We start from the raw sequence: 23675 nt of genomic DNA on the forward strand, positions 1-23675 counted from the left end.
GGGTGCCGGGCCGTCCTGCGCTCACCAGTCGGCGGCGGCCCGCAGCAGCCACTCGTGCGCCCGCGCGATGTGGGGCAGCGCGAGCGTGCCGGTCCGGACGGCCAGGAAGTAGGTGCGCAGGGGAGGCACGGGCGGGTCCAGGAGCGCCACCACCTCGCCCCGCTCCAGAGCTCTCTCGCACAGATAGCGCGGCAGCACGGCGAGTCCGGCGCCCGCCGCGGCGCACTCCAGGACCGCCCGGAGATCCGGCACGATGACGGCCCCCGCGACGGCGGGCCGGCTCTCGAAGACCGAGGCCCAGTAACGGACGACGAGCGGCAGGCTCTCGTGGACCTCCACGACCGGCAACTGGTCCAGCACCACGGGCCCCTTGCGCCGCAGGGTCCCGGGCCCGAGGCGCCCGGCCCAGCGCGGCGCGGCGACCAGCACGTGTTCCTCGTCGCAGAGCGGAGTCGCGGAGAACAGCCCGCCGCGCGGGCGGGCCGTCGCGATGGCCAGGTCGTGGTGTCCGGCGGCCAGCCCCTCCAGTACTTCCTCGGTTCCGGTGAAGAAGGAGCTGCGCAGCGCCAGCCCCTGGCCGACGAGAGGGGCGAGCGCGGGCAGGGCGCGCGTCGAGATGAACTCGGGCGGTCCGGCCAGATGCAGGGTCCGTACGCCCGACTCCTCGTCGAGCTCCGTCTCGGTGATCTCGATCAGCGCGTCCAGATGGGGCGCCGCCCGGTGCGCGAGTTCGTCGCCGATGGACGTCGGGGTCACGCCGCGGGCCCTGCGCAGGAAGAGCGGGCGGCCGAGCTGCCGCTCCAGCGTCCGGATCTGAGAGGTGACCGCCGGCTGGGACAGGCCGAGCAGGGCGGCGGCCCTGGTGAAGGAGCCGGCCCGGTGCACCGTGACGAACGTGCGCAGCAGGGCCAGGTCCATGTCCTGCCCTCCTACCCTCACGACGCTTCGGACCCGTACAACTATAAATATGTCGATAGGTCTCTGTCGCTACCGTGATTGGACACTGACGGAGAGTCAACTAGCCTTGTTCGGGCGGTTCTTCGCAGGAGGAACCAGGGCGGTCCGAGCCACGAGGGGGGAGGCTCGGACCGTCCGGCCTCTGCCTAGCCCAGTGCCGCGTCCAGCGCCCGTTCCACATCGGCCACCAGGTCCGCCGGGTTCTCCGCGCCGACCGAGAAACGGATGAAGCCCTCGGGCACGGCGTCACCGCCCCAGCGGGCCCGGCGCTCGGCGGTGGAGCGCACACCGCCGAAGCTCGTCGCGTCCTCGACCAGCCGCAGCTCGGTCAGGAAGCGCTCGGCCCTTTCACGGTCGGGCAGTACGAACGACACCACGGAGCCGAAGCGCCGCATCTGTCGTACGGCCTTCGGATACGAAGGGTCGGTGGGCAGCCCGGGGTACCGCAGCCCGGTCACCTCCGGCCGCTTGCCCAGCGTCTCCGCCAGCGTCAGGGCGGTGGCGCACTGCCGGTCGATCCGCAGCTCCAGCGTGGCCAGCGAGCGGTGTGCGAGCCAGGCCTCCATGGGGCCCGGAATGGCGCCGACCACCTTGCGCCAGCGCCGCACTGCCGCTGCCGGCTCCGGATCGCGGCAGGTCACATGCCCGAGCAGGATGTCCCCGTGTCCGGTCATCCCCTTGGTGTCACTGGCCACCGAGAAGTCGGCCCCCAGCTCCAGCGGGCGTTGGCCGAGCGGTGTGGCGAGGGTGTTGTCGACGGCCACCAGAGCGCCGGCCGAATGCGCCGCCTCGACGAGCCGGCGTATGTCGCAGACGTCGAGTCCCGGATTGGACGGGCTCTCGATCCACAGCAGCCTGGCACCGTCGAGGACCGCCAGCTGGGCATCGCCGCCGGTCGGCGCGGTCCGCACCTCGACCCCGTACGCCTCCAGCTGCTCACGCACCAGCGGCAGGGCCTGATAGCCGTCGTCGGGCAGCACCACCACGTCGCCGGTGCGTGCCTGGGACAGCAGCACGGCCGATATCGCCGCCATCCCGGAGGCGAAGACCGTGGTTTCGACGGGCTCCCCCGGCGCCTCCAGCTCGCCGATGGCGCGCTCCAGATGGGTCCAGGTCGGATTGGTGTCCCGGCCGTAGGTGTACGGACCGGTCGGTTCACCGGAGAGATGGAAGTGCGCGGCGAAGACCGGACCGGGCAGAGTGGGCTCGAACTGCTCCGGTTCGGGCAGCCCGGCCCGTACCGCCCGGGTTCCGTCACCCATGGTGCTCATACCGTTCCCTCACTTCTCTCTTCGGTGTGCCGCCGGTCCTGCCCGCACTGTTTCAGCAGGCCTCGGATCAGTCCTCGTCGGGCAGGACCACGTTCAGCGCCCAGGACACGATCGAGATGATCAGGCCGCCGAGGACAGCGGTCCAGAAGCCCTCGACGTGGAAGCTCAGGTCGAACAGCCCGGCCAGCCACGAGGTCAGCAGCAGCATGAGCGCGTTGACCACCAGCGTGATCAGCCCGAGCGTGAGGATGAAGAGCGGCAGGGTCAGCAGCTTCACGACCGGCTTGACCACGAAGTTCACCAGGCCGAAGAGCAGGGCGACCACGATCAGCGTGAGCGCCTTGCGGCCGGTGCTGCCACCGGTCAGCGTGATGTCCTGGATCAGCCAGATGGCCACGGCCAGCGCACCTGCGTTGGCGATCGTCTTGACTACGAAATTCTTCATGTGTCTGATCGTGGCAGACGTGATCGGTGGCGGACACCGGCAGTACAGAGGCAAGGGGCGCACAGGCCATGAAGGCATTCAGACTGGACGAGCTGGAAGCGGAGCGGGCCGCCAACGACGGCGCGTATCTGCAGTTCGTGAAGGAACGGAACATGTCCGTCGGCCTGTACGCGCTGGACGCCGGTGAGCTCGACCCGCAGCAGCCGCACAACCAGGACGAGGTCTACCTCGTCGTCAGCGGCCGTGCCTCGATCACGGTCGGCATGGAAACCACGCAGGTGGGCAGAGGAAGCGTGGTGTACGTACCGGCCGGTGTCGCCCACAAGTTCCACCACATCACCGAGGATCTGCGGGTCATGGTGGTCTTCTCCCCGCCGGAGAGCTGAGCCGGTCCGCCGGAGAGCCGAGCCGGTCCACCTGGGGGCGGGGGGCCGGTCTCAGGGATCCCTCAGGGGTCGGTCAGGGGACTTCAAGGGCTGCGCGGCCCCCGTCGGCCCCCTCCGCGCCTCTAGCATCGAAGCAGGAATTCAAGGCATCGAAGCAGGAACTCAAGGAGACGAGGTAGGGACGATGGCCGTGCGGGAGATATTCGCCGGTATGCCCTGGTGGGTGAAGTGGATCGCGGTGCCGGTCATCGCGATCGTCGTGTTCGGCGGCCTGATCGTCAGCGTGCTCGGGTTCGTGATCGAGGTGCTCTTCAAGGTCCTGGTCTTCGTGATCCTGGTCGGTGGGCTCATTTTCGTCGTACGCAAGTTCATGTCGTCGTCCTCCTCGCGCGGCGACTGGTAGGACGATCGGAGACCGGCCGGGGCGTTAGCCCAGGTGAGCTAAGCGGAAGGCGAAACGACGTCCCCCGCGGACCCGGCCGATACAGTGGAAGTTCGCTGCCAGCGCCTGGGAGTTAACAGACTGTCACCACAGTGACCAGTGGTTTGTACGGCGTCCGGTCTCCGGGCCCCAGCCGTGCGGCAGCCCGTGGGGGCGGCCCCCACAGGCGGGCTGACCACCCGTCACCATGCCTGGGGGTGACTGTTGACCACGGCATCGAGCACTGCTGCCCCGACGCTGATCGGTTCGGTGCAGCGAGCGCTGCGGTTGCTGGAAGCCGTGGTCGCCCATCGCGACGGGGCGCCCGCGAAGCAGCTGGCCAGGGAGGCGGGGCTTCCTCTTCCCACGGCCTACCATCTGCTGCGCACCCTGACGCACGAGGGCTATCTGCGCCGGGAGAACGGCGTCTTCCTCATGGGAACCGCGGCGGAACGCCTGGTCGGCGAGGGGACCTTGCAGAATCGCCGCGGCAGGATGGCCGAGTCGCTGGGCCGCTGGCGGGACATCATCGGCGCACCGGTGTACTGCGCCGTCTACCGCGAGGGCGAGATCGAACTCGTCGCGGTCGCCGACACCCCCGCCAATCCCGCCGTCGACGAATGGGCGTCCTTCCGGGAGACCGGGCACGCCCATGCGATCGGCCAGTGCCTGCTGAGCCAGCTCGACGAGAAGGCCCGCGAGGACCACCTGGACCGTCACCCTGTGCGTCCGCTGACCCGCTACTCGGTGAAGGACCGCGCGGCACTCCTCGAACGACTGCGTTCGCTCGGGCGGATGGAACCTGTCATCGAGCGGCAGGAGTACGCCCTGGGCACGGTCTGCGCGGCCATCCCGATCACAGCCGGATTCACCGCCGCCGCGATGGCGATTTCCGTACCCCTGGAGCAGGAGAACCGGTTGCTCCCCGCAGTCGAACAACTACGTGGCGAAGTGGCCAACCTCTTGCGTTCGTTCGTGTTCTCTATCAGTATCTGAAAAATCACTCCTTGTGATCTGCTATCGCGTGCACCACGATGGCGTCAATAGGGCCACGGGGGATCATTCCTGGCCAGATTCATCTACTGCGGGGTTGAACGATGCGCGAGTCGGTTCAAGCTGAGGTCATGATGAGCTTCCTCGTTTCCGAGGAACTCTCTTTCCGGATCCCGGTGGAGCTCCGGTACGAGGTCTGCGATCCGTATGCGATCCGGATGACCTTCCATCTGCCAGGTGACGCCCCCGTCACCTGGGCATTCGGCCGTGAGCTGCTGCTCGACGGCCTCAACAGCCCCAGTGGTGACGGTGATGTGCACATCGGACCCACTGAGCCCGAGGGACTTTCCGACGTACACATCCGGCTTCAGGTCGGCGAGGACCGAGCCCTCTTCCGGGCCGGTACGGCGCCGCTTGTGGCATTTCTCGACCGGACCGACAAGCTTGTGCCGCTGGGGCAGGAGTGCACGTTGGGTGACTTCGAGGGCAACCTGGAGGACGCCCTGGGCCGGATCCTCGCCGAGGAACAGAACGCCGGCTGACGGGAACGGGCGCCGCCGACCGGCTCGCCGGTCGAACACGGTACCTGCCGAATGGGTGAATTGTTCACCTGGCTGAGACGATCAGGGCTTCGTCCTACGACGACGGCCTTTCCCGGCCCGTACGGGTGCCGAAGCTCCGGCTTCCGCGCCGAGCCCTGTGCGGTCCGCGGAGACGACCAGCGCGGCGAGCACCGTCGTCACCGGCACCGAGGCGACCAGTCCGATCGAGCCGACCAGCGTTCGTACGATCTCCTCCGCCACCAGCTCGCTGTTGGCCACCGTCCCCACGCTGCTCTGCGCGATGGAGAACAGCAGCAGCAACGGCAGCGCGGCGCCCGCGTATGCGAGCACCAGCGTATTGACGACCGAGGCGATGTGGTCGCGTCCGATCCTGATCCCTGCCCGGTAGAGGCCACGCACACCCAACGTCGGGTTCGCCTGGTGCAGTTCCCAGACCGCCGAGGTCTGGGTCACTGTCACGTCGTCGAGCACCCCGAGCGAACCGATGATGACACCGGCCAGCAGCAGACCGCTCATGTCGATGTGCGGGTACAGGCCGTGGATGAGGCCGGTGCTGTCATCGGTGTTGCCGGTCAGGCTCGCCCAGCCGATGAAGAGCGACCCGAGCAGTCCGATCAGCAGCAGTGAGATCAGCGTGCCGATCACCGCGACCGAGGTGCGGGCGGTCAGGCCGTGGCACATGTAGAGCGCGATCAGCATGATGGCGCTGGCCCCGACCACCGCGACGAGCAGCGGATTCGAACCCTGGAGAACGGCCGGGAGGATGAACAGGGTCAGCACGGCGAACGACACCGCGAGCGCGACCAGTGCCATCACCCCGCGCATGCGGCCCACCGCGACCACGACCAGGGCGAAGATCCCGGCCAGCAGAGCCATCGGGAACTTCCGGTTGGCGTCCGTCACCGAGTACTGCAGATCGTGGGGCGCGTCCGGTGCGTACGACACCACCACGCCCTGCCCCTGGCGCAACTGGCGCGGGGAGTCGGGCTGGACGATCTCGACGAAGGTGCGGCCCTTGTCGTGACCGCTCGTCACCTCGACCGTGGCCTTCCTGCACGGTCCTCTTCCGCTTCCCGAGGGCGGTGTGGTGTCTCCGCCCAGGGGTGTCTGGACCGCGTTCACTTCCTTGCAGTCCACCATGTCGATGCTCACCACCTTTCCCTGCTGGGTCTGCCGGTCGAATCCGACGCCGGTTCTCTCGTGCGCCGGCGCACCGCCCGGCCAGAGCGCCACCAGGCCGACGAGCACGGCGGCGGCGAACGGGATCAGTACGGCCGCGATGACCTTGCGCAGATGTTTGGAGACGGGTGCGGCAGGGCCGTGGCTGTGCGAGTGGCCGTGCTGATGGCCCTGCTGATGGCCCTGCGGTTCGTGGTCGATATGGAGGGACGTCACCGGCCGATCATCGCAAGAAGGGACGGGCCCTCTGTTCATCACGCCGGACGGGGCGCTAGCGTGGAGGGACCTTTGCACACGCGGGAGCTCGGAGCACCGGGCTGAGAGGGCGCTGATATCCGTACGTCCGTACGGGAAGGGCTGCGCCGACCGCCGAACCTGTTACCGGGTAATGCCGGCGTAGGGAGTAGGTCTCATGACCACAGCGGACGCACGCACGCCTGCCTCGAACCAGAGCGACGAGGCCGGGAAGTCCATCGGCTGGCACAAGGGGTACGTCCAGGGCTCGCGCCCGGACCTCCGGGTGCCGGTCCGTCAGGTGCACCTCACCAACGGCAAGGACGTGACGCTGTACGACACGTCGGGTCCGTACACCGATCCCGCCGTCGGGACCGATGTCCGCCGCGGTCTCGCACCGCTGCGGGAGAACTGGATCGTCGCCCGCGGCGACACCGAGGAGTACCCGGGCCGCCCCGCCCGTCCGGAGGACGACGGGCTCAAGCACACCTCGCCGCGCGGCGGGCTGCGCAACCTCGACGCGGTCTTCCCCGGCCGCCCGCGCCTGCCGCGCCGCAGCCGCGACGGGCAGCCGGTGACCCAGCTCGCGTACGCCCGCCGGGGCGAGATCACCCCGGAGATGGAGTACGTGGCGATCCGGGAGAACGTCGAGCCCGAGGTGGTGCGGGAGGAGATCGCGGCCGGCCGGGCCGTGCTGCCCGCCAACGTCAACCACCCCGAGACCGAGCCGATGATCATCGGCAAGCGGTTCCTGGTGAAGGTCAATGCCAACATCGGCAACTCCGCGGTGACGTCCTCCATCGAGGAGGAGGTGGAAAAAATGACGTGGGCGACGCGCTGGGGCGCCGACACCGTCATGGATCTGTCCACCGGCCGCAACATTCACACCACCCGTGAGTGGGTTCTGCGCAACTCCCCCGTGCCGATCGGCACCGTTCCGCTCTACCAGGCCCTCGAAAAGGTCGACGGCCGGGCGGAGGAACTCACCTGGGAGATCTACAAGGACACCGTCATCGAGCAGGCCGAGCAGGGCGTCGACTACATGACGGTCCACGCCGGCGTGCGCCTGCCGTACGTGCCACTGACCGCCCGCCGCAAGACCGGCATCGTCTCCCGGGGCGGCTCGATCATGGCGGCGTGGTGCCTCGCGCACCACAAGGAGTCCTTCCTGTACGAGCACTTCGAGGAGCTCTGCGAGATTCTCGCGAGCTACGACGTGACGTACTCGCTGGGCGACGGGCTGCGTCCCGGATCGATCGCCGACGCCAATGACGAGGCGCAGTTCGCCGAACTGCGCACGCTGGGCGAGCTGAACGCGGTCGCCAAGCGGTTCGGCGTACAGACCATGATCGAAGGCCCGGGCCATGTCCCGATGCACAAGATCAAGGAGAACATCGACCTCCAGCAGGAGATCTGCGAGGAGGCGCCGTTCTACACGCTCGGCCCGCTGACCACCGATGTCGCGCCGGCGTACGACCACATCACCTCGGGCATCGGCGCGGCGATGATCGCGTGGTGGGGGACGGCGATGCTCTGCTACGTCACGCCGAAGGAGCACCTCGGCCTGCCCAACCGGGACGATGTGAAGACCGGCGTCATCACCTACAAGATCGCGGCGCATGCTGCGGACCTCGCCAAGGGCCACCCGGGGGCGCAGGACTGGGACGACGCGCTCTCGGACGCCCGTTTCGAGTTCCGCTGGGAGGACCAGTTCAATCTGGCTCTCGACCCGGACACCGCGCGGGAGTTCCACGACGAGACGCTGCCTGCCGAGCCGGCGAAGACGGCGCACTTCTGCTCGATGTGCGGACCGAAATTCTGTTCTATGAAGATCTCCCAGGACATCCGGCGTGAGCACGGCGGTTCGCAGACGGAGATCGAGGCGGGCATGGCGGAGAAGTCCAAGGAGTTCGCGGCGTCCGGCAACCGGGTCTATCTGCCGATCGCGGACTGATCCGGGACTCGGGTCCGTCCGGCGGATCACGGCCGGACGGGCCCGGGCGGTCGCTCCAAAGGCTCCGGCTTCCGGGCGACCGGTTCCGCCGTCGAGGCGACCGGCCCCGCCGTCGAGCCGTGCGGAGCCGGTCAGTCCAGTTCGTGCTCGGGGCCGCCGAAGTCGGGGCTGGTGAAGTCCGGTGAGGTGAACGTCGGGCGGGGGCCCGCCGCCGGTCCGTCGCCCGGGCTGGAGAAGTCCGGCCGGCTGTAGCCGACCTTCGGGATGCGGTTCGCCGAGGGCAGCGGGGTGCGCGCGGCGGGAGCGGCCTCGGGGTCGGCGAGTGCGTCCCGCAGGAACGGCAGTATGCCGCGCTCCAGCAGGGCATGACGCCACGCCTCCCTGGCCCGTGCCACGTCCTCCGGCAGCTCGTCCTCCTCCTCGTCGACGGGCTGCGAGTCCGGTCCGTTGCGCAGCGCGGTGATGAGCAGCCCGGCGGCGGCGGCCAGGATGGCTGCGGCCGTGACCGCCGCGAAGAACCAGCCGGCGGAGACCATGGTGGAGGCGAACGAAGGAGGCGGGTCGAGCAGTCTCAGCAGATAGCCGGCCAGCAGGAATATGAACGCGGCGGTACCGGCGAGCACCGGCGCCAGGACCGTGATCACGGCTCCTATGCCGGCGCCCGACTGATGCGGACGGGTGGCGGTGAACCCGGGGCCCGGGTCCTGGTCCTCCCCGTCGGCGGGGCCGCGCAGTTCCTCTCGGGCCTGTACATAGTGCTTGTACTCGGTGGCGGCCGTGGAGGTGATCAACTCGGTGGCGTCCAGCGCCATGGTGCGCAGCTGTACGGCGTTGAGCCGCTCGCCGACCGCGGCCAGATCTGGTCGTTCATGGGCATGGCGCAGTGCGTCGTCGAGGATCCGCTCGTACTCGGGTCGGTCCTCGGCCAGCAGGTGCGGAGCGCTGTTCATGTGCATCCCCCGATGCTCCGTCGAGCCTGACTGCCCGCTCAGGACTGGCAGTTGGGCGGAAACGGAGGAGAGCCTGCTACTGATACGCCGATGGTAGAGCGCTCACGGCACGGGGTGACAGGGGGTTTCCGCAAATAGGCCCGGTGTTCGGCGTGCTCAGTTCCTGGGAGCGTCTTCCCGGAAGAACGTCAGTCATGCAGGGGCAGTTGGACGACCAGCAGCTTTCCGGCCATGGTCACTCCGCCGTCCATGGCGATGGCGAGCCCGTCCGCGTACACGTGCGGACCCTCGACCACGGGGCCGGAGCTGTCCTCGCCGTCCTCCGAACCGACCTCTCCGAGGAGGTACGGAATGGGGCTGTGACCATGGACGATGCGCTGTCCGCCGTAGGCCGCCATCAGCTCCCGGACGGCCTGCGGACCCGATTCGTCGCGGAAGGCGAACCGCTTGGTGAGTTTGCGGAAGAGGTCCCAGCACTCATCGGCGTCGTTACGCGTGAGGATGGCGTGCACCGTGTCGTTGACGTCCTCGATGGTGGTGCCGTATTCGAGGTAGGCCGTCGTGTCGGAGTGCATCAGCAGATGCCCGTCCTCCTCGACGATCGCGTCGAGCCGGGACATCCACTGGAGGTGGACGTCCTGGAGCCGCTCCATGTCGTTCTTCTGACCGCCGTTGAGCAGCCAGGCGGCCTGGAACGTGGCGGTGCCCGCACCGGAGTTGACCGGGGTGTCGTTGAACCGCTTGGCGCCCAGGAGCAGGAGTTCGTGATTGCCCATCAGGGCCTTGCAGTAGCCCCCGGCGGCCGCGGCCTCGGCGGACAGGCGCATCACGAGGTCGATGACCCCGATGCCGTCGGGGCCCCGGTCGGTGAAGTCGCCGAGGAACCAGAGCCGGGCATTGCCCGCCGACCACTTGCCGTCGGCGTCGATCAGGCCCTGCTCGGCGAGGGCGGCGTGGAGCTCGTCCAGGTAGCCGTGGACGTCGCCGACCACGTACAGCGGTCCGAGGCCCTGGTCCGGTACGGGCCGCGGGTCGGGGACGGCCGTCACCTGCAGGGTGTCGCCGCGGTTGATCACGGGAAGGTCGCGCTCGGTGGGGGTGTACCCCTCCGGCGGCTCGCCGCCGGGCACGGCGTTGCCCGGGTGCGGTGGTGATGGCGGCACCGGGGTCTGGGCATAGGGCGGTACGCGGAAGTCGCGCAACGTCGCAGTCCGCACCACGGGTTCCTGACCGGCCCCCTGTGTCATCGACCCCTCCACCACCGTCGCGCCGCCGTACACCTGACGGGCCCTGCTGGTCGGGGCGGTCCGCGGTGTCGTGCGCCCATCATAGGAATGCGGATCGTGCTGTGTGACGCACCAGGGGTGGTGAATCCGGACGCACGTCGGGTTCACCAGCCGATTGGTCCGAAATCGCCTGATCAATCCCCTGCCGGGGAACGGGGCGCGCTGACCGTGGTGCGGGGTGGACGGCGTTGCGAGGAGGTCCGCACGATGAGTTCGGTCGGTATGACCTGCTCCACCGGTCCGTCCTGAGCCACGCCCTCGATGGCATCGATCAGGAGCTGGACGACTGCCGTGCCGATTCTGCGCGGCTTGAGCGAGAGGGTGGTGATGGGGGGCTCGGTCGTCGCGTACACGGTGGACTCGCTGCAGCAGACCAGCAGCAGGTCCTCCGGGACGCGCAGGCCGTACCTGCGGGCCGCCGCCAGCAGATCGGTGCCGTTGGGGTCGAAGAGCCCGTAGACGGCGTCGGGCCGGTCCGGGCGGGCGAGCAGCCGGTCGGCGGCGACCGCGCCCGCGCACGGGTCGTGGGCGGGGTACGACTCGTACACCGGGTCCTGGCCCACGCGCTCGCACCAGTGGAGGTACGCGCTGGTGGAGAGGCGGGTGTACGTGTCGGTGGTGGTGCCGGTGAGCAGACCGATGCGGCGGGCCCCGGCGGCGGCGAGATGGTCGAGCAGGTCGAGCACGGCGGCCCGGTGGTCGTTGTCGACCCAGGCGGTGACCGGGAGGGTGCCGGCCGGGCGGCCGTCCGAGACGACGGGCAGCCCCTGGCGCACGAGCTCGGTGACGACCGGGTCCTGGTCGGAGGGGTCGATCACGACGGTGCCGTCGAGCGCGACGTTCGACCAGACGTCGTGGCGTGAGGTGGCGGGCAGGATGACGAGGGCGTAGCCGCGGGCGAGCGCGGCGGAGGTGGCCGCTCTGGCCATCTCGGCGAAGTACGCGAATTCGGTGAAGGTGAAGGGTTCGTCCCCGTAGGTCGTCACGGTCAGGCCGATGAGGCCGGACTTGCCGGTACGGAGGGTGCGGGCCGCGGCGGAAGGGCGGTAGCCCAGGCGCTCTGCGACCTCGCGGACATGGCGGCGGGTGGCGTCCGGGAGCCTGCCCTTGCCGTTGAGCGCGTCGGAGACGGTCGTGATGGAGACTCCGGCGGCGGCGGCCACATCCCGGATTCCCGCTCGTCCCTGCCGGCCGCCGCGCCGGGGTGTGTCCGTCCGGCTCACCTGGTGCTTCCCTGCTGCTGTCATGGCGAGCCGATAGTAGGGCTCGGAGGGGCGGTAGGCCCGGTCGCATATTCACTCGTTGACAGGCACGTTTTTGCATGATCGTTAATGGTCAAATGCCTTGAAAACCAAGGATGTTGATGGGCCTGACCGTAGTGTGTCATGTGCCGAAGTCGATGGGCCTACTAAATGGTCGATGTCTCGAAGAGGTCTCATCTCACCTTTTCGAGGGACGCGCGCCACGGAGTGAGCCACCGGCGCGCGCCGTAAGGGGAAGCGCTCCCCCCATTCCCGGTCGCACCGGACGATTGGGCGCCCGGGGCCATTCGCAGCGGCGCTCAATCCTCATAAGGTGAGCAGTATTGATGTGTACAGAGACGGTCGAGGAGGACCTGCGGTGAGCGAGACGAGCCCCAAGCTGCGCGCCGAGCTGGACGGCGTCCCCGCCTATGTACCGGGCAAGCCGGCCGCGGCCGGCGGACCGGTCGCGTTCAAGTTGTCCTCCAACGAGAATCCTTATCCGCCGCTGCCTGGGGTGATGGAGTCCGCCCTGGCCGCGGCCGGGAACTTCAACCGCTACCCGGACATGGCCTGCACCGGCCTGATGAACGAGCTGGCCGAGCGTTTCGGTGTGCCTCTGTCGCACCTCGCCACCGGGACCGGCTCGGTCGGTGTGGCGCAGCAGCTGCTCCAGGCCACCTCGGGCCCGGGTGACGAGGTCATCTACGCCTGGCGCTCCTTCGAGGCGTACCCGATCATCACGCAGATCAGCGGTGCGACCTCGGTGAAGGTGCCGCTGACCGACGAGGTGCACGATCTCGACGCGATGGCGGACGCGATCACGGACCGCACCCGGATGATCTTCGTCTGCAACCCGAACAACCCGACCGGCACCGTGGTGCGCCGGGCCGAGCTGGAGCGGTTCCTGGACCGGGTGCCGGGCGATGTCCTCGTGGTGCTCGACGAGGCGTACCGGGAGTTCATCCGGGACGTCGAGGTGCCGGACGGCATCGAGATCTACCGGGACCGGCCCAATGTGGCGGTGCTGCGGACCTTCTCCAAGGCGTACGGCCTGGCGGGGCTGCGGGTCGGCTTCGCCGTGGCGCACGAGCCGGTGGCGGCGGCGCTGCGCAAGACGGCGGTGCCCTTCGGGGTCAGCCAGCTCGCGCAGGACGCGGCGGTCGCCTCACTGCGTGCCGAGGACGAACTCCTGGGGCGGGTGGGCTCGCTGGTGTGCGAGCGTCAGCGGGTGCAGCGGGCGCTGGCCGGTCAGGGGTGGACCGTACCGGACTCCCAGGCGAACTTCGTCTGGATGCGGCTCGGGGACCGCACCGCGGACTTCGCCGCGGCGTGCGAGCGGGCCGGAGTGGTGGTCAGGCCGTTCGTGGGTGAGGGTGTGCGGGTCACGATCGGGGAGGACGAGGCGAACGACCTGTTCCTGAAGGTGGCCGAGTCGTACCGCAAGGAGCTGTAGGGCGGTCGCGCGGTCCGTCCGCGCGATCAGGGGATCCGGGCCCCGTACCTCGTCGACGAGGTACGGGGCCTTCTCGTTCCCTGGGGTCCGCGGTGCTCCAGGGGCGTCTGGTTCGGGTGGATTGATCGGAACGTCCCAAGAGGGGTACCCCGCCCGAACGTCCCGAAAGTCTGTGCGTCATAATGCTTGTGAATGTGAACGCGTTCACAAGCGTGTCCTGTTCCTCCCGTGATCGGTCGGATTTAAAGGGCAAACTGCCGATGTGATTACGGCGACGTAAGGAGAAGACGACGTGGAGCTGGCTCTGGCGCCGGAAACCCTGGCGCGATGGCAGTTCGGTATCACTACCGTCTATCACTTCCTGTTCGTCCCCCTGACGATCTCTCTCGCCGCGCTCACCGCCGGCCTGCAGACCGCCTGGGTCCGCACGAACAACGAGAAGTACCTCAGAGCGACGAAGTTCTGGGGCAAGCTCTTCCTGATCAACATCGCCATGGGCGTCGTCACCGGCATCGTCCAGGAGTTCCAGTTCGGCATGAACTGGTCCGACTACTCTCGGTTCGTCGGTGACATCTTCGGTGCTCCGCTCGCGTTCGAGGCACTGATCGCGTTCTTCTTCGAGTCCACCTTCATCGGGCTGTGGATCTTCGGCTGGGACAAGCTGCCGAAGAAGATCCACCTCGCCTGCATCTGGATGGTCTCGATCGGGACCATCCTGTCCGCCTACTTCATCCTGGCGGCCAACTCCTGGATGCAGCACCCGGTCGGCTACCGGATCAACAAGGAACGCGGCCGCGCCGAGCTCACCGACTTCTGGCACGTGCTCACCCAGAACACCGCGCTCGCCCAGTTCTTCCACACCATCACCGCGGCCTTCCTGGTCGGTGGCGCGTTCATGGTCGGCATCGCCGCCTTCCATCTGGCGCGCAAGAAGCACATTCCGGTGATGCGGACCTCGCTGCGGCTCGGCCTGGTCACCGTGGTCATCGCCGGACTGCTCACCGCCATCAGCGGCGACCAGCTGGGCAAGGTCATGTTCAAGCAGCAGCCGATGAAGATGGCCGCCGCCGAAGCCCTCTGGGAGGGCCAGGAGGGTGCGCCGTTCTCGGTCTTCGCCGTCGGCGACGTGGCCAAGGGCCACAACACCGTGGAGATCTCCATCCCGGGGATACTGTCCTTCCTCGCGGACGACAGCTTCACCTCGTACGTCCCCGGCATCAACGACATCAACAAGGCCGAGCAGGAGAAGTTCGGCCCCGGCGACTACCGGCCCAACATCCCGGTCGCGTTCTGGAGCTTCCGCTGGATGATCGGCTTCGGGATGGCCTCCTTCGCCCTCGGCATCCTCGGGCTGTGGCTGACCCGGAAGAAGTTCATGCTGCCGCCGGGACTGCGCACCGGTGAGGACGAAGTGCCGAACCTGGTCCTCTTCAAGAACAAGGCACTCAGCCCGAAGTTCGCCAAGTGCTACTGGATCCTCGCGCTCTGGACGCTGCTCTTCCCGCTGATCGCCAACTCCTGGGGCTGGATCTTCACCGAGATGGGCCGCCAGCCCTGGGTCGTCTACGGAGTGCTCCAGACCCGCGACGCGGTCTCCCCCAGTGTCTCGCAGGGCGAGGTGCTGACCTCGATGATCGGCTTCACCCTGCTCTACGCCGTGCTCGCGGTCATCGAGGTCAAGCTGCTCGTGAAGTACATCAAGGCAGGTCCGCCGGAGCTCACCGAGGCCGACCTCAACCCGCCCACCAAGATCGGCGGCGACCATGACGACGCCGACCGGCCGATGGCCTTCTCCTACTGAGAGCAGAGGAGCTGAGAGATGGAACTCCACAACGTCTGGTTCGTACTCATCGCCGTCCTCTGGACCGGCTACTTCTTCCTGGAAGGATTCGACTTCGGGATCGGCGTCCTCACCAAACTCCTGGCCCGCGACCGCAAGGAACGGCGGGTCCTGATCAACACGATCGGGCCCGTCTGGGACGGCAACGAGGTGTGGCTGCTCACCGCGGGCGGCGCGACCTTCGCCGCCTTCCCCGAGTGGTACGCCACCCTGTTCTCCGGCTTCTACCTGCCGCTGCTGCTCATCCTGGTCTGTCTGATCGTGCGCGGGGTCGCCTTCGAGTACCGGGCCAAGCGCTCCGGTGAGAAGTGGCAGACCAACTGGGAACACGCCATCTTCTGGACCTCGCTGATCCCGGCCGTGCTCTGGGGCGTGGCCTTCGGGAACATCGTGCGCGGCGTGAAGATCGACGCCGACATGGAGTACGTGGGCACCTTCTGGGACCTGCTCAACCCGTACGCCATCCTCGGCGGACTGGTCACGCTCGCCCTCTTCACCTTCCACGGTGCCGTGTTCGCGGGGCTCAAGACGGTCGGGGACATCCGGGAGCGGGCCGGGAGACTGGCGCTGAAGCTGGGGATCGTCACCGCGGTGCTCGCGCTCGGCTTCCTGATCTGGACCCAGCTCGACAACGGGGACGGCTGGAGCCTGCTGGCGATGATCATCGCCGTGGTGGCACTGGTGGCCGCGGTGGCCACGATCGCGGCGGGACGCGAGGGCTGGTCGTTCGCGTTCTCCGGGGTGACCGTCGCGGCCGTGGTCGCCATGCTCTTCCTGACGCTCTTCCCGAACGTCATGCCGTCCTCGCTGAACGACGCCTGGAGCCTCACGGTCACCAACGCCTCGTCCACCCCGTACACACTGAAGATCATGACCTGGTGTGCGGGGATCGCCACCCCCGTCGTCCTGCTGTACCAGGGCTGGACGTACTGGGTGTTCCGCAAGCGCATCGGTACGCAGCACATCGCCGAAGCGCACTGAACGCAGCCGGGACCTGACCGGCGGATCACGGACGGTGCGCGACGCCGACCCTGATCCGCCGGGCGGACCCCGATCCGACGACCGAGCTCGCTAGGGGCTGTTTCACGTGAAACCGATCGACCCGCGTCTGCTCCGTTACGCCCGCGCCACCCGCCTCTTCCTGGCAGCCGTGGTGGCGCTCGGAGTCGTCGGCGCCGCGCTGGTCATCGCCCAGGCCATGCTCATCGCCGAAGTGGTGGTGGGCGGCTTCGAGGACGGGCTGACGGTCTCCGGGCTGCGGACCCCGCTGATCCTGCTCGCCGCGGTCGCGCTCGGCCGGGCGCTGGTCTCCTGGCTGACCGAGCTGGCCGCGTACCGGGCCAGCGCGGCGGTCAAGTCCGAACTCCGCGGCCGACTGCTGGCGCGGGCCGCGGCGCTCGGCCCCGGCTGGCTGAGCGGACAGCGCACCGGCTCCCTGGTGGCGCTCGCGACCCGTGGCGTCGACGCGCTCGACGACTACTTCGCGCGCTATCTGCCGCAGCTCGGACTCGCAGTGGTCGTCCCGGTGGCGGTCCTCGCCAGGATCGTCACCGAGGACTGGGTCTCGGCGGCGATCATCGTCGTCACGCTGCCGCTCATCCCGCTCTTCATGATCCTGATCGGCTGGGCCACCCAGTCCCGGATGGACCGCCAGTGGCGGCTGCTGTCCCGGCTCTCCGGGCACTTCCTCGACGTGGTCGCCGGACTGCCGACGCTGAAGGTCTTCGGCCGCGCCAAGGCGCAGGCCGAGTCCATCCGTACGATCACCTCGCAGTACCGCCGCGCCACGCTGCGGACCCTGCGGATCGCGTTCCTGTCGTCCTTCGCCCTGGAACTGCTGGCGACGCTGTCGGTGGCCCTCGTCGCCGTCACCATCGGCATGCGGCTGGTCCACGGCGAACTCGACCTCTATACCGGCCTGGTGGTGCTGATCCTGGCGCCCGAGGCCTATCTGCCGATCCGTCAGGTCGGAGCGCAGTACCACGCGGCCGCCGAGGGACTCTCGGCCGCGGAGGAGATCTTCGCGGTCCTGGAGACCGAGCCCCGGCAGGCCGGCACGGCGGACGTACCCGGTGTGCTGCGGCTGGAGCTGGAAGGGGTGACCGTACGGCACCAGGGCCGGACCGAACCCTCGCTGGACGGGGCCTCGCTGGTGGTGGACGAGGGGGAGACCGTGGCCCTGGTCGGCCCCAGCGGCGTCGGGAAGTCCACCCTGCTCGATGTGGTGCTCGGCTTCACCGCACCCGACGAGGGCCGGATACGGATCGGCGGCGTCGATCTGGCGACGCTCGCGCCCGAGAAGTGGCGGGAGCGGATCGCCTGGGTGCCGCAGCGCCCGTATCTCTTCGCGGGCACCATCGCGGAGAACGTGCGACTGGCCCGGCCGGACGCCGACGACGGCGCGGTGACGGCCGCGCTGCGGGACGCCGGGGCGCAGGACTTCGTGGCCGAACTCCCGGACGGGGAGAACACGCTGATCGGAGAGGACGGCGCCGGCCTCTCCGCCGGACAGCGGCAGCGGCTGGCGCTCGCGCGGGCCTTCCTCGCCGACCGCCCGCTGCTGCTGCTCGACGAGCCGACGGCGAGCCTGGACGGCGAGACGGAAGCGGGGATCGTCGAGGCCGTACGGCGGCTGGCGGCGGGACGGACCGTGCTGCTGGTCGTGCACCGCCCGGCGCTGCTCTCGGTGGCCGACCGGGTGGTGACCCTCGAACCGTCCACGACGCCGCCGTCGGCGAGGACCGGGGCGGCCTCGACCGCGCCGCGCCCGGCGGGCGCCCGATCCGGCCGGAACGAGGAGGCACCAGAGCCCGAGGCGCTGCGGGACACCGCGGCCCGCTCCGGCCGGGTCCTGGCACGGGTCCGGGAGGCCGCGGGCGCACAGCGCGGCCGGCTGGCACTGGCGCTGCTGCTGGGCAGCCTCGCCGTGGGCTCGGCCGTCGGGCTGATGGCCGTCTCCGGCTGGCTGATCTCCCGCGCCTCCGAACAGCCCCCGGTGCTCTATCTGATGGTCGCCGTGACCGCGACCCGCGCCTTCGGACTCGGGCGGGCCGTCTTCCGCTACGCCGAGCGCCTGGTGTCGCACGACGCGGTGCTCAAGATGCTCGCCGAGCTGCGCGTCGCGGTCTACCGGGGGCTGGAGCGCGTCGCGCCCGCCGGACTGCGCCGGACCCGGCGCGGCGACCTGCTCTCCCGGCTCGTCGCCGACGTGGACGCCCTGCAGGACTACTGGCTGCGCTGGATGCTGCCTGCCGGGACCGCCGTGGTCGTCGGAACGGCGGCCGCCGGTTTCATCGGCTGGCTGCTGCCGGCCGCAGGCGTCGTGCTCGCCGCCGGTCTGCTGCTGGCCGGGGTCGCAGTGCCGCTGGTCAGCAGCGCGTGCTCCCGCCACACGGAACGCCGGCTCGCCCCCGCCCGCGCCGAACTGGCCACCCGGATCACCGACCTGCTCGGCGGGACCGCCGAACTGACCGTCGCGGGTGCCCTGCCCGCCCGCGCGGAACGGACCCGCGAGGCCGACGGTGTGCTGACCCGCATCGCCGCCCGCGCGGCCACCGCCACGGGACTCGGCGCCGGCCTGATCACCCTGATCGCCGGCCTCACCGTCGTCGCCACCGCACTCGTCGCCCTGCCCGCCGTGCACGACGGGCGGCTCGCGGGCGTGGAACTCGCGGTGGTCGTGCTGACCCCGCTGGCCGCGTTCGAGGCCGTGACAGGGCTGCCGCTCGCCGCGCAGTACCGCAGGCGGGTCGAGCGGAGCGCGGAGCGGGTGTTCGAGGTGCTGGACGCGCCACTGCCGGTGAGCGAACCCGGAAGCCCGGCCGAGGCACCCGCATCGCCCTTCCCGCTGGAGGTACGGGGGCTGTCGGCCCGCTACCCGGGAGCGGAACGGGACGCTCTCGACACCGTCGACCTGACGCTGACGGCCGGTCGGCGCATCGCCGTCGTCGGACCCTCCGGCTCCGGGAAGACGACCCTCGCGCAGATCCTGGTCCGCTTCCTGGACGCGCGGGCGGGGACGTACCGGATCGGCGGGGTCGAGGCCGGTGCGCTGGAAGGGGACACGGTCCGGCGGTACGTCGGGCTGTGCGCCCAGGACGCCCATGTCTTCGACAGTTCCATCCGGGAGAACCTGCGGCTGGCCCGTACCGGCGCGACGGACGAGGAACTGCGCGCCGCTCTCGGCCGGGCCCGGCTGCTCGACTGGGCCGAGGCACTGCCCGACGGGCTCGACACCCTCGTCGGCGAGCACGGCGCACGCCTCTCCGGCGGACAGCGCCAACGCCTCGCCCTGGCCAGGGCGATCCTCGCCGACTTTCCCGTACTCGTCCTGGACGAGCCCGCCGAGCATCTCGACCTGGCGACCGCGGACGCCCTGACGGCGGATCTGCTGGCCGCCACCGAGGGGCGCACGACCGTGCTGATCACCCACCGTCTGGAAGGGCTCGAAGCCGTCGACGAGGTGCTGGTGCTGGACGCCGGCCGGATCGTGCAGCGCGGCCCGTACGCCGATCTCGCCGCCGTGGAAGGCCCCTTGCGACGGATGCTGGAGCGCGAGCGGGAGACCGGGCGGCTGCCCGGCGGAGCGATGGGTGCGCGGGAGATCGCGCGGGTGCCGGAGGAAGCCGTGGGCGCGTGGGGGTGAGCCGGGTGGCGCGGCTGTCGTCGGGGTGAGCCGGGTGGCGCGGCTGTCGTCGAGGTCGTGACGGGCGGCACAGCAGCCGACTTTCCTCCCTAATCCGGACTAACTACTCTCGGGGTATGCCGGAGCAGGACCCGAAGGACTCACTCGAAGCCGCCACCCAGGCGACCCGCAGCCTGCAGGGCCTGTCCACCGAGATCACCGCTCGCATCCCGCAGCTGCTGGAGGCCATGCGCTCCGTCGGCGCGGGCCTGGAACTGCACTCCACCCTCGACCGGATCTGTGAGACGGCCGCCGAGCTCACCCACTCCCGCTACGCCGCCATCGGCGTCGTCGACGAGGAGGGCGAGGGGCTCTCCGACTTCGTCACGTACGGGGTGCCGGACGAGGTGGCGGAGGAGATCGGCCACCGCCCCGACGGGCACCGGGGGCTGCTGGGCGCGCTGATCCATGACCCGGTCCCGGTGCGGCTCGCCGATCTGACGGCCGATCCGAGGTTCGCCGGCTTCCCGCCCGGCCACCCCCCGATGCGGACCTTTCTCGGCGTCCCGATCCGCGTACAAGGAGAGATCTTCGGAAACCTCTACCTCGCCGAGAAGGCGGGCGGCGAGTTCAACGACTACGACCTGCACATGGTGCGGGTGCTCGCCACGGAGGCCGGGATCGCCATCGGCAACGCCCGGCTGTACGAGGCGGCGCGCCAGCGAGAGCGGTGGATCGACGGATCGGTGGCCGTGACGACCGCCCTGCTCTCCGGCGGGGACGCCGACGACGCGCTCTCCGTCGTCGCCGAACAGGCCCGGCGGCTCGCCGACGCCGCCGCCGGGATCGTGCTGCTGCCCGCCGAGGACGGCGGGCTGGAGATCGTCGCCGTCTCCGCGGACGACCCCTCCTCCTTGCTCGGGGTGATCATCGGGCCCGACAGCTCGGTGGCGGCGAAGCTGCTGGGCGGCGATGCGGTCTTCGTGGACGATTCGGCCAACGACCCCCGCATGGTCACCGGTCTGGCCCATCGGTACGGACCGAGCATGCTGCTGCCCCTGCACAGCGGCGGGCGGGTGCTCGGCGCGCTCGCCACCCCCCGCGGCCGGGGCGGCAGACCGTTCACGGAGGCGGAGCGGACCCTCGCCACCCAGTTCGCCGCGCAGGCCGCCCTCGCGCTGATGATGGCCGAGGCACAGCGGGACCGGGAGCGGCTCGCGGTCTACGAGGACCGGGACCGGATCGCCCGCGATCTGCACGACTTGGTCATCCAGCGGCTGTTCGCCACCGGGATGATGCTGGAAAGCGCCCAGCGCCGGTCGGTGGTGCCCGAGGTGCAGACCGGGGTGGGCCGGGCGGTCGACGAACTGGACGTGACCATCCAGGAGATCCGGACCGCCATCTTCGCGTTGCAGCAGGAACCCGCCGAGGCGCCGTCGGGGCTCCGCACCCGCGTCCTGCGCGAGATCAACATGGCGGCGGTCCCGCTGGGCTTCAAGCCCTCGCACCGCTTCCTCGGCCCGGTCGACTCACTGGTCGGCGAGCTGACCGGCAAGAACCTGATCGCGGCGCTGCGGGAGGCGCTGTCCAATGCCTTCCGGCACGCCGAGGCGTCGCTGATCGACGTGGTCGTCGACGCGACCGTCACCCTGCCCGACGGGCGGGACGCGGTGCGGCTGTCGGTCGCCGACGACGGGGTGGGCATCCCGGAGGGCGGCCGGCGCAGCGGGCTGCGGAACCTGGCGCGCCGGGCGGAGTCGCTCGGCGGCGCGAGCTGGTTCGGCCCCGGGATCGGGGAGGACGGAGGCGGTACGACGGTGGTGTGGGAGGCGCCCCTCTGAGGGTGGCCGGGGAGACGGGCCGGGCGGCTGTCCTTCTCCGGAGTGGCTCAGCGCCCGGCGCCGGACGCCAGGCGCGCGGCGATGATCCGCTCGATGACGACCGCGACGCCGTCCTCGCCGTTGGTGCCGGTCCGGCCGGTGGCGGCGGCGAGCGCGGCCGGGTGGGCGTTGCCCATCGCGTACGAGGTGCCCGCCCAGCTCAGCATCTCCACGTCGTTGGGCATGTCCCCGAAGGCGACGACCTCGGCGGGCGAGATGCCGCGCTCGGCGCAGCAGAGCTCCAGCGTGCTGGCCTTGGAGACCCCGGGACCGCTGATCTCCAGCAGGGCCGTGGGGCTGGACCGGGTGATGGAGGCCCGGTCCGCGACCGTCGTACGGGCCAGTTCGAGGAAGTCGTCCGGGGTCAGTTCGGCGTGGTGGGCGAGGACCTTGAGCACCGGGACGCCGGTGCCGGGCGCCTCCTCGTGCAGCAGCTTCTCGGCTGCGGCGACCGAGGCGCACGGGTCCAGGTGGAACGGCGGGTAATCCGGTTCGTAGTGGATGCCGGTGGCCAGCTCGACGGCGAAGGTGGTGCCGGGGGCGGCGGCGCGCAGCGAGTGGACCACATCGAGGGCGATGGGGCGCTCCAGCGGCCGGACCTCGACCAGCTCGCCGCCGGCATGCAGGTCAGCGACCGCCGCGCCGTTGGCGCAGATCGCCAGGCCGTGGCCGTGCACATGGTCGCTGACGACATCCATCCAGCGTGCCGGGCGTCCGGTGACGAAGAAGACCTCGATACCGGCCTCCTCAGCAGCGGCCAGCGCGGCGACCGTACGGTCGGAGACCGTCTTGTCGTCACGGAGCAGGGTGCCGTCCAGGTCGGTGGCGATCAGCCGGATTGCGGCAGGCGAAGGCGAGTCGATAGCTGAGGTCACCCGCCCATTCTCGCGCACGAGGGTGCACGGGCGTGCGGAGGGGCGCACATCTGAGGATGCACGCCCCTGACCAGGCGAACATGCCTGGTGCATATGCCAGCGGTTCCCGGGGCGGGTTGGTCAGCGTCCGAGCTGGGCCAGACCCTCGGTGGCGATGCGCTCGAAGACCTTCTCGTCCGCCGCGAAGTCGGAGTCGGGGATCGGCAGGTGGATGACGATCTCGGTGAAGCCGAGCGCGAAGTGGGTGCCGGCGAAGTCGACGAAGGCGTCGAAGGACTGCAGCGGGCGGTCCGGGGTGAAGCCGGTGAGAAGGATCTTGTCCAGCTCGGTGGCATCCCGGCCGATGGACTCGCAGGCATTGTCCAGCTTGGCGAGCTGGCCCCGGATGGCCTCCACGGACTGCGCAGGGGTCCCCGTCTCGTACAGCTTCGGGTCGCCCGTGGTGACCCAGGCCTGGCCGTACCGGGCGGCGAGCTTCATCCCGCGCGGGCCGGTCGCCGCCACCGCGAACGGCAGCCGGGGCCGCTGCACGCAGCCGGGGATGTTCCGGGCCTCGTGCGCCGAGTAGAACGTGCCCTCGTACGTCACCGAGGGCTCACGGAGCAGCCGGTCGAGCAGCGGTACGAACTCGTCGAAGTGGTCGGCCCGCTCGCGCGGCGTCCACGGCTCCTCGTCGCGGCGGCGCAGGGTCGTGGCGTCGAAACCGTTGCCGCCGGCGCCGATACCGAGGGTGAGGCGCCCGCCGGAGACGTCGTCGAGCGTGATGAGTTCCTTGGCGAGCGTGACGGGGTGCCGGAAGTTGGGGGAGGTGACGAGGGTGCCCAGGCGGAGGCGCTCGGTCGCCGTGGCGGCGGCGGCGAGGGTCGGCAGGGCGCCGAACCAGGGGCCGTCGCGGAAGGTCCGCCAGGCGAGGTGGTCGTAGGTGTACGCGGCGTGGAACCCCAGTTCCTCGGCGCGCTGCCAGAGCTTCTGGCCCTCGCTCCAGCGGTGGATCGGCAGAATCACAGTGCTCAGACGCATGGATACGACCATACGGGGCCGGAAAGCACCTGGGTCGGTCCGTGCGTGTGTGCGATTTTCCGGTGGAGCAGGGCACGGGCGCGCGACAGGGCGCGGCACG

The 23675-nt window shown here is 69.8% G+C and carries 19 protein-coding genes and 1 riboswitch; of the genes, 10 read left to right on the plus strand and 9 right to left on the minus strand.

Annotated elements, in window-relative coordinates; translation table 11 throughout:
* Nucleotides 1-21 precede the first annotated feature (21 nt).
* From AB0D53_RS07355 to AB0D53_RS07365, 3 genes are all read right to left on the minus strand, one after another.
* Complete coding sequence (locus AB0D53_RS07355; protein ID WP_362441414.1) at nucleotides 22-918, minus strand: LysR family transcriptional regulator; 897 nt, start codon at nucleotides 916-918, stop codon at nucleotides 22-24.
* 185 nt (nucleotides 919-1103) lie between these two features.
* Entirely contained in the window at nucleotides 1104-2228 is a 1125-nt protein-coding gene (locus AB0D53_RS07360; protein ID WP_362441417.1) for a cystathionine gamma-lyase, read from the minus strand.
* A 67-nt stretch (nucleotides 2229-2295) separates the two neighbouring features.
* Nucleotides 2296-2673 carry a phage holin family protein gene (locus tag AB0D53_RS07365; protein WP_362441421.1) on the minus strand — a complete coding sequence of 126 codons (378 nt, stop codon included), beginning with the start codon at nucleotides 2671-2673 and terminating at the stop codon, nucleotides 2296-2298.
* Between the two features lie 68 nt (nucleotides 2674-2741).
* Between AB0D53_RS07365 and AB0D53_RS07370 the strand changes: the two genes are divergently transcribed.
* The 4 genes from AB0D53_RS07370 to AB0D53_RS07385 all read left to right on the plus strand — a co-directional run bounded on the left by AB0D53_RS07370 (nucleotide 2742) and on the right by AB0D53_RS07385 (nucleotide 5015).
* Nucleotides 2742-3059 (plus strand): cupin domain-containing protein, encoded by a 318-nt coding sequence (locus AB0D53_RS07370; protein WP_072488196.1) that lies wholly within the window; start codon nucleotides 2742-2744, stop codon nucleotides 3057-3059.
* Nucleotides 3060-3249: 190 nt separating this feature from the next.
* Nucleotides 3250-3462 carry a DUF5326 family protein gene (locus tag AB0D53_RS07375; RefSeq protein ID WP_362441988.1) on the plus strand — a complete coding sequence of 71 codons (213 nt, stop codon included), beginning with the start codon at nucleotides 3250-3252 and terminating at the stop codon, nucleotides 3460-3462.
* A 243-nt stretch (nucleotides 3463-3705) separates the two neighbouring features.
* Nucleotides 3706-4476 carry a helix-turn-helix domain-containing protein gene (locus tag AB0D53_RS07380; protein ID WP_362441425.1) on the plus strand — a complete coding sequence of 257 codons (771 nt, stop codon included), beginning with the start codon at nucleotides 3706-3708 and terminating at the stop codon, nucleotides 4474-4476.
* Nucleotides 4477-4577: 101 nt separating this feature from the next.
* Nucleotides 4578-5015, plus strand: a complete 438-nt coding sequence (locus AB0D53_RS07385) for an SsgA family sporulation/cell division regulator (protein WP_072488197.1) — start codon at nucleotides 4578-4580, stop codon at nucleotides 5013-5015.
* An 81-nt stretch (nucleotides 5016-5096) separates the two neighbouring features.
* Here AB0D53_RS07385 and AB0D53_RS07390 read toward each other — a convergent pair whose 3' ends face one another.
* Nucleotides 5097-6431: a YibE/F family protein gene (locus tag AB0D53_RS07390; protein ID WP_362441428.1), complete on the minus strand. Its 1335-nt coding sequence runs from the start codon at nucleotides 6429-6431 to the stop codon at nucleotides 5097-5099.
* Nucleotides 6432-6501: 70 nt separating this feature from the next.
* Nucleotides 6502-6635: riboswitch (TPP riboswitch) on the plus strand.
* Here AB0D53_RS07390 and thiC point away from each other — a divergent pair.
* Complete coding sequence (gene thiC, locus AB0D53_RS07395; RefSeq protein ID WP_362441431.1) at nucleotides 6628-8403, plus strand: phosphomethylpyrimidine synthase ThiC; 1776 nt, start codon at nucleotides 6628-6630, stop codon at nucleotides 8401-8403. Its footprint overlaps the riboswitch before it by 8 nt.
* 131 nt (nucleotides 8404-8534) lie before the next feature.
* Here the strand turns inward: thiC and AB0D53_RS07400 are convergent, their stop codons facing one another.
* The 3 genes from AB0D53_RS07400 to AB0D53_RS07410 all read right to left on the minus strand — a co-directional run bounded on the left by AB0D53_RS07400 (nucleotide 8535) and on the right by AB0D53_RS07410 (nucleotide 11886).
* Nucleotides 8535-9359, minus strand: coding sequence for a hypothetical protein (locus AB0D53_RS07400; protein WP_362441434.1), 825 nt, complete (start codon nucleotides 9357-9359; stop codon nucleotides 8535-8537).
* 182 nt (nucleotides 9360-9541) lie between these two features.
* Entirely contained in the window at nucleotides 9542-10600 is a 1059-nt protein-coding gene (locus tag AB0D53_RS07405; protein ID WP_362441437.1) for a metallophosphoesterase, read from the minus strand.
* 173 nt (nucleotides 10601-10773) lie between these two features.
* Nucleotides 10774-11886 carry a LacI family DNA-binding transcriptional regulator gene (locus AB0D53_RS07410; RefSeq protein WP_072488202.1) on the minus strand — a complete coding sequence of 371 codons (1113 nt, stop codon included), beginning with the start codon at nucleotides 11884-11886 and terminating at the stop codon, nucleotides 10774-10776.
* A gap of 373 nt (nucleotides 11887-12259) precedes the next feature.
* Here AB0D53_RS07410 and hisC point away from each other — a divergent pair, with 373 nt between their 5' ends.
* From hisC to AB0D53_RS07435, 5 genes are all read left to right on the plus strand, one after another.
* Nucleotides 12260-13336 carry a histidinol-phosphate transaminase gene (gene hisC, locus AB0D53_RS07415; RefSeq protein WP_362441441.1) on the plus strand — a complete coding sequence of 359 codons (1077 nt, stop codon included), beginning with the start codon at nucleotides 12260-12262 and terminating at the stop codon, nucleotides 13334-13336.
* 292 nt (nucleotides 13337-13628) lie between these two features.
* Nucleotides 13629-15137 carry a cytochrome ubiquinol oxidase subunit I gene (locus tag AB0D53_RS07420; protein ID WP_362441444.1) on the plus strand — a complete coding sequence of 503 codons (1509 nt, stop codon included), beginning with the start codon at nucleotides 13629-13631 and terminating at the stop codon, nucleotides 15135-15137.
* A gap of 18 nt (nucleotides 15138-15155) precedes the next feature.
* Complete coding sequence (cydB, locus tag AB0D53_RS07425; protein WP_362441447.1) at nucleotides 15156-16157, plus strand: cytochrome d ubiquinol oxidase subunit II; 1002 nt, start codon at nucleotides 15156-15158, stop codon at nucleotides 16155-16157.
* Nucleotides 16158-16263: 106 nt separating this feature from the next.
* Nucleotides 16264-19821 carry a thiol reductant ABC exporter subunit CydD gene (gene cydD, locus AB0D53_RS07430; protein WP_362441450.1) on the plus strand — a complete coding sequence of 1186 codons (3558 nt, stop codon included), beginning with the start codon at nucleotides 16264-16266 and terminating at the stop codon, nucleotides 19819-19821.
* A gap of 116 nt (nucleotides 19822-19937) precedes the next feature.
* Nucleotides 19938-21641: a GAF domain-containing protein gene (locus AB0D53_RS07435; protein WP_362441453.1), complete on the plus strand. Its 1704-nt coding sequence runs from the start codon at nucleotides 19938-19940 to the stop codon at nucleotides 21639-21641.
* A gap of 47 nt (nucleotides 21642-21688) precedes the next feature.
* Here the strand turns inward: AB0D53_RS07435 and AB0D53_RS07440 are convergent, their stop codons facing one another.
* Together AB0D53_RS07440 and AB0D53_RS07445 are read right to left on the minus strand one after the other, a co-directional pair.
* Complete coding sequence (locus AB0D53_RS07440) at nucleotides 21689-22555, minus strand: Cof-type HAD-IIB family hydrolase (RefSeq protein ID WP_362441456.1); 867 nt, start codon at nucleotides 22553-22555, stop codon at nucleotides 21689-21691.
* A gap of 120 nt (nucleotides 22556-22675) precedes the next feature.
* Nucleotides 22676-23587, minus strand: a complete 912-nt coding sequence (locus AB0D53_RS07445) for an LLM class flavin-dependent oxidoreductase (RefSeq protein WP_362441459.1) — start codon at nucleotides 23585-23587, stop codon at nucleotides 22676-22678.
* Nucleotides 23588-23675: the final 88 nt, after the last annotated feature.

This window comes from Streptomyces sp. NPDC048295, assembly GCF_040652135.1.
In the GTDB taxonomy this organism is placed as follows: domain Bacteria; phylum Actinomycetota; class Actinomycetes; order Streptomycetales; family Streptomycetaceae; genus Streptomyces.

Coding starts and splice junctions, on each gene's coding strand:
- AB0D53_RS07355 (WP_362441414.1), bottom strand. CDS start 918: ATGGACCTGGCCCTGCTGCGCACGTTCGTCACGGTGCACCGGGCCGGC.
- AB0D53_RS07360 (WP_362441417.1), bottom strand. CDS start 2,228: ATGAGCACCATGGGTGACGGAACCCGGGCGGTACGGGCCGGGCTGCCC.
- AB0D53_RS07365 (WP_362441421.1), bottom strand. CDS start 2,673: ATGAAGAATTTCGTAGTCAAGACGATCGCCAACGCAGGTGCGCTGGCC.
- AB0D53_RS07370 (WP_072488196.1), top strand. CDS start 2,742: ATGAAGGCATTCAGACTGGACGAGCTGGAAGCGGAGCGGGCCGCCAAC.
- AB0D53_RS07385 (WP_072488197.1), top strand. CDS start 4,578: ATGCGCGAGTCGGTTCAAGCTGAGGTCATGATGAGCTTCCTCGTTTCC.
- thiC (WP_362441431.1), top strand. CDS start 6,628: ATGACCACAGCGGACGCACGCACGCCTGCCTCGAACCAGAGCGACGAG.
- AB0D53_RS07400 (WP_362441434.1), bottom strand. CDS start 9,359: ATGCACATGAACAGCGCTCCGCACCTGCTGGCCGAGGACCGACCCGAG.
- AB0D53_RS07405 (WP_362441437.1), bottom strand. CDS start 10,600: ATGACACAGGGGGCCGGTCAGGAACCCGTGGTGCGGACTGCGACGTTG.
- AB0D53_RS07410 (WP_072488202.1), bottom strand. CDS start 11,886: ATGACAGCAGCAGGGAAGCACCAGGTGAGCCGGACGGACACACCCCGG.
- cydB (WP_362441447.1), top strand. CDS start 15,156: ATGGAACTCCACAACGTCTGGTTCGTACTCATCGCCGTCCTCTGGACC.
- AB0D53_RS07435 (WP_362441453.1), top strand. CDS start 19,938: ATGCCGGAGCAGGACCCGAAGGACTCACTCGAAGCCGCCACCCAGGCG.
- AB0D53_RS07445 (WP_362441459.1), bottom strand. CDS start 23,587: ATGGTCGTATCCATGCGTCTGAGCACTGTGATTCTGCCGATCCACCGC.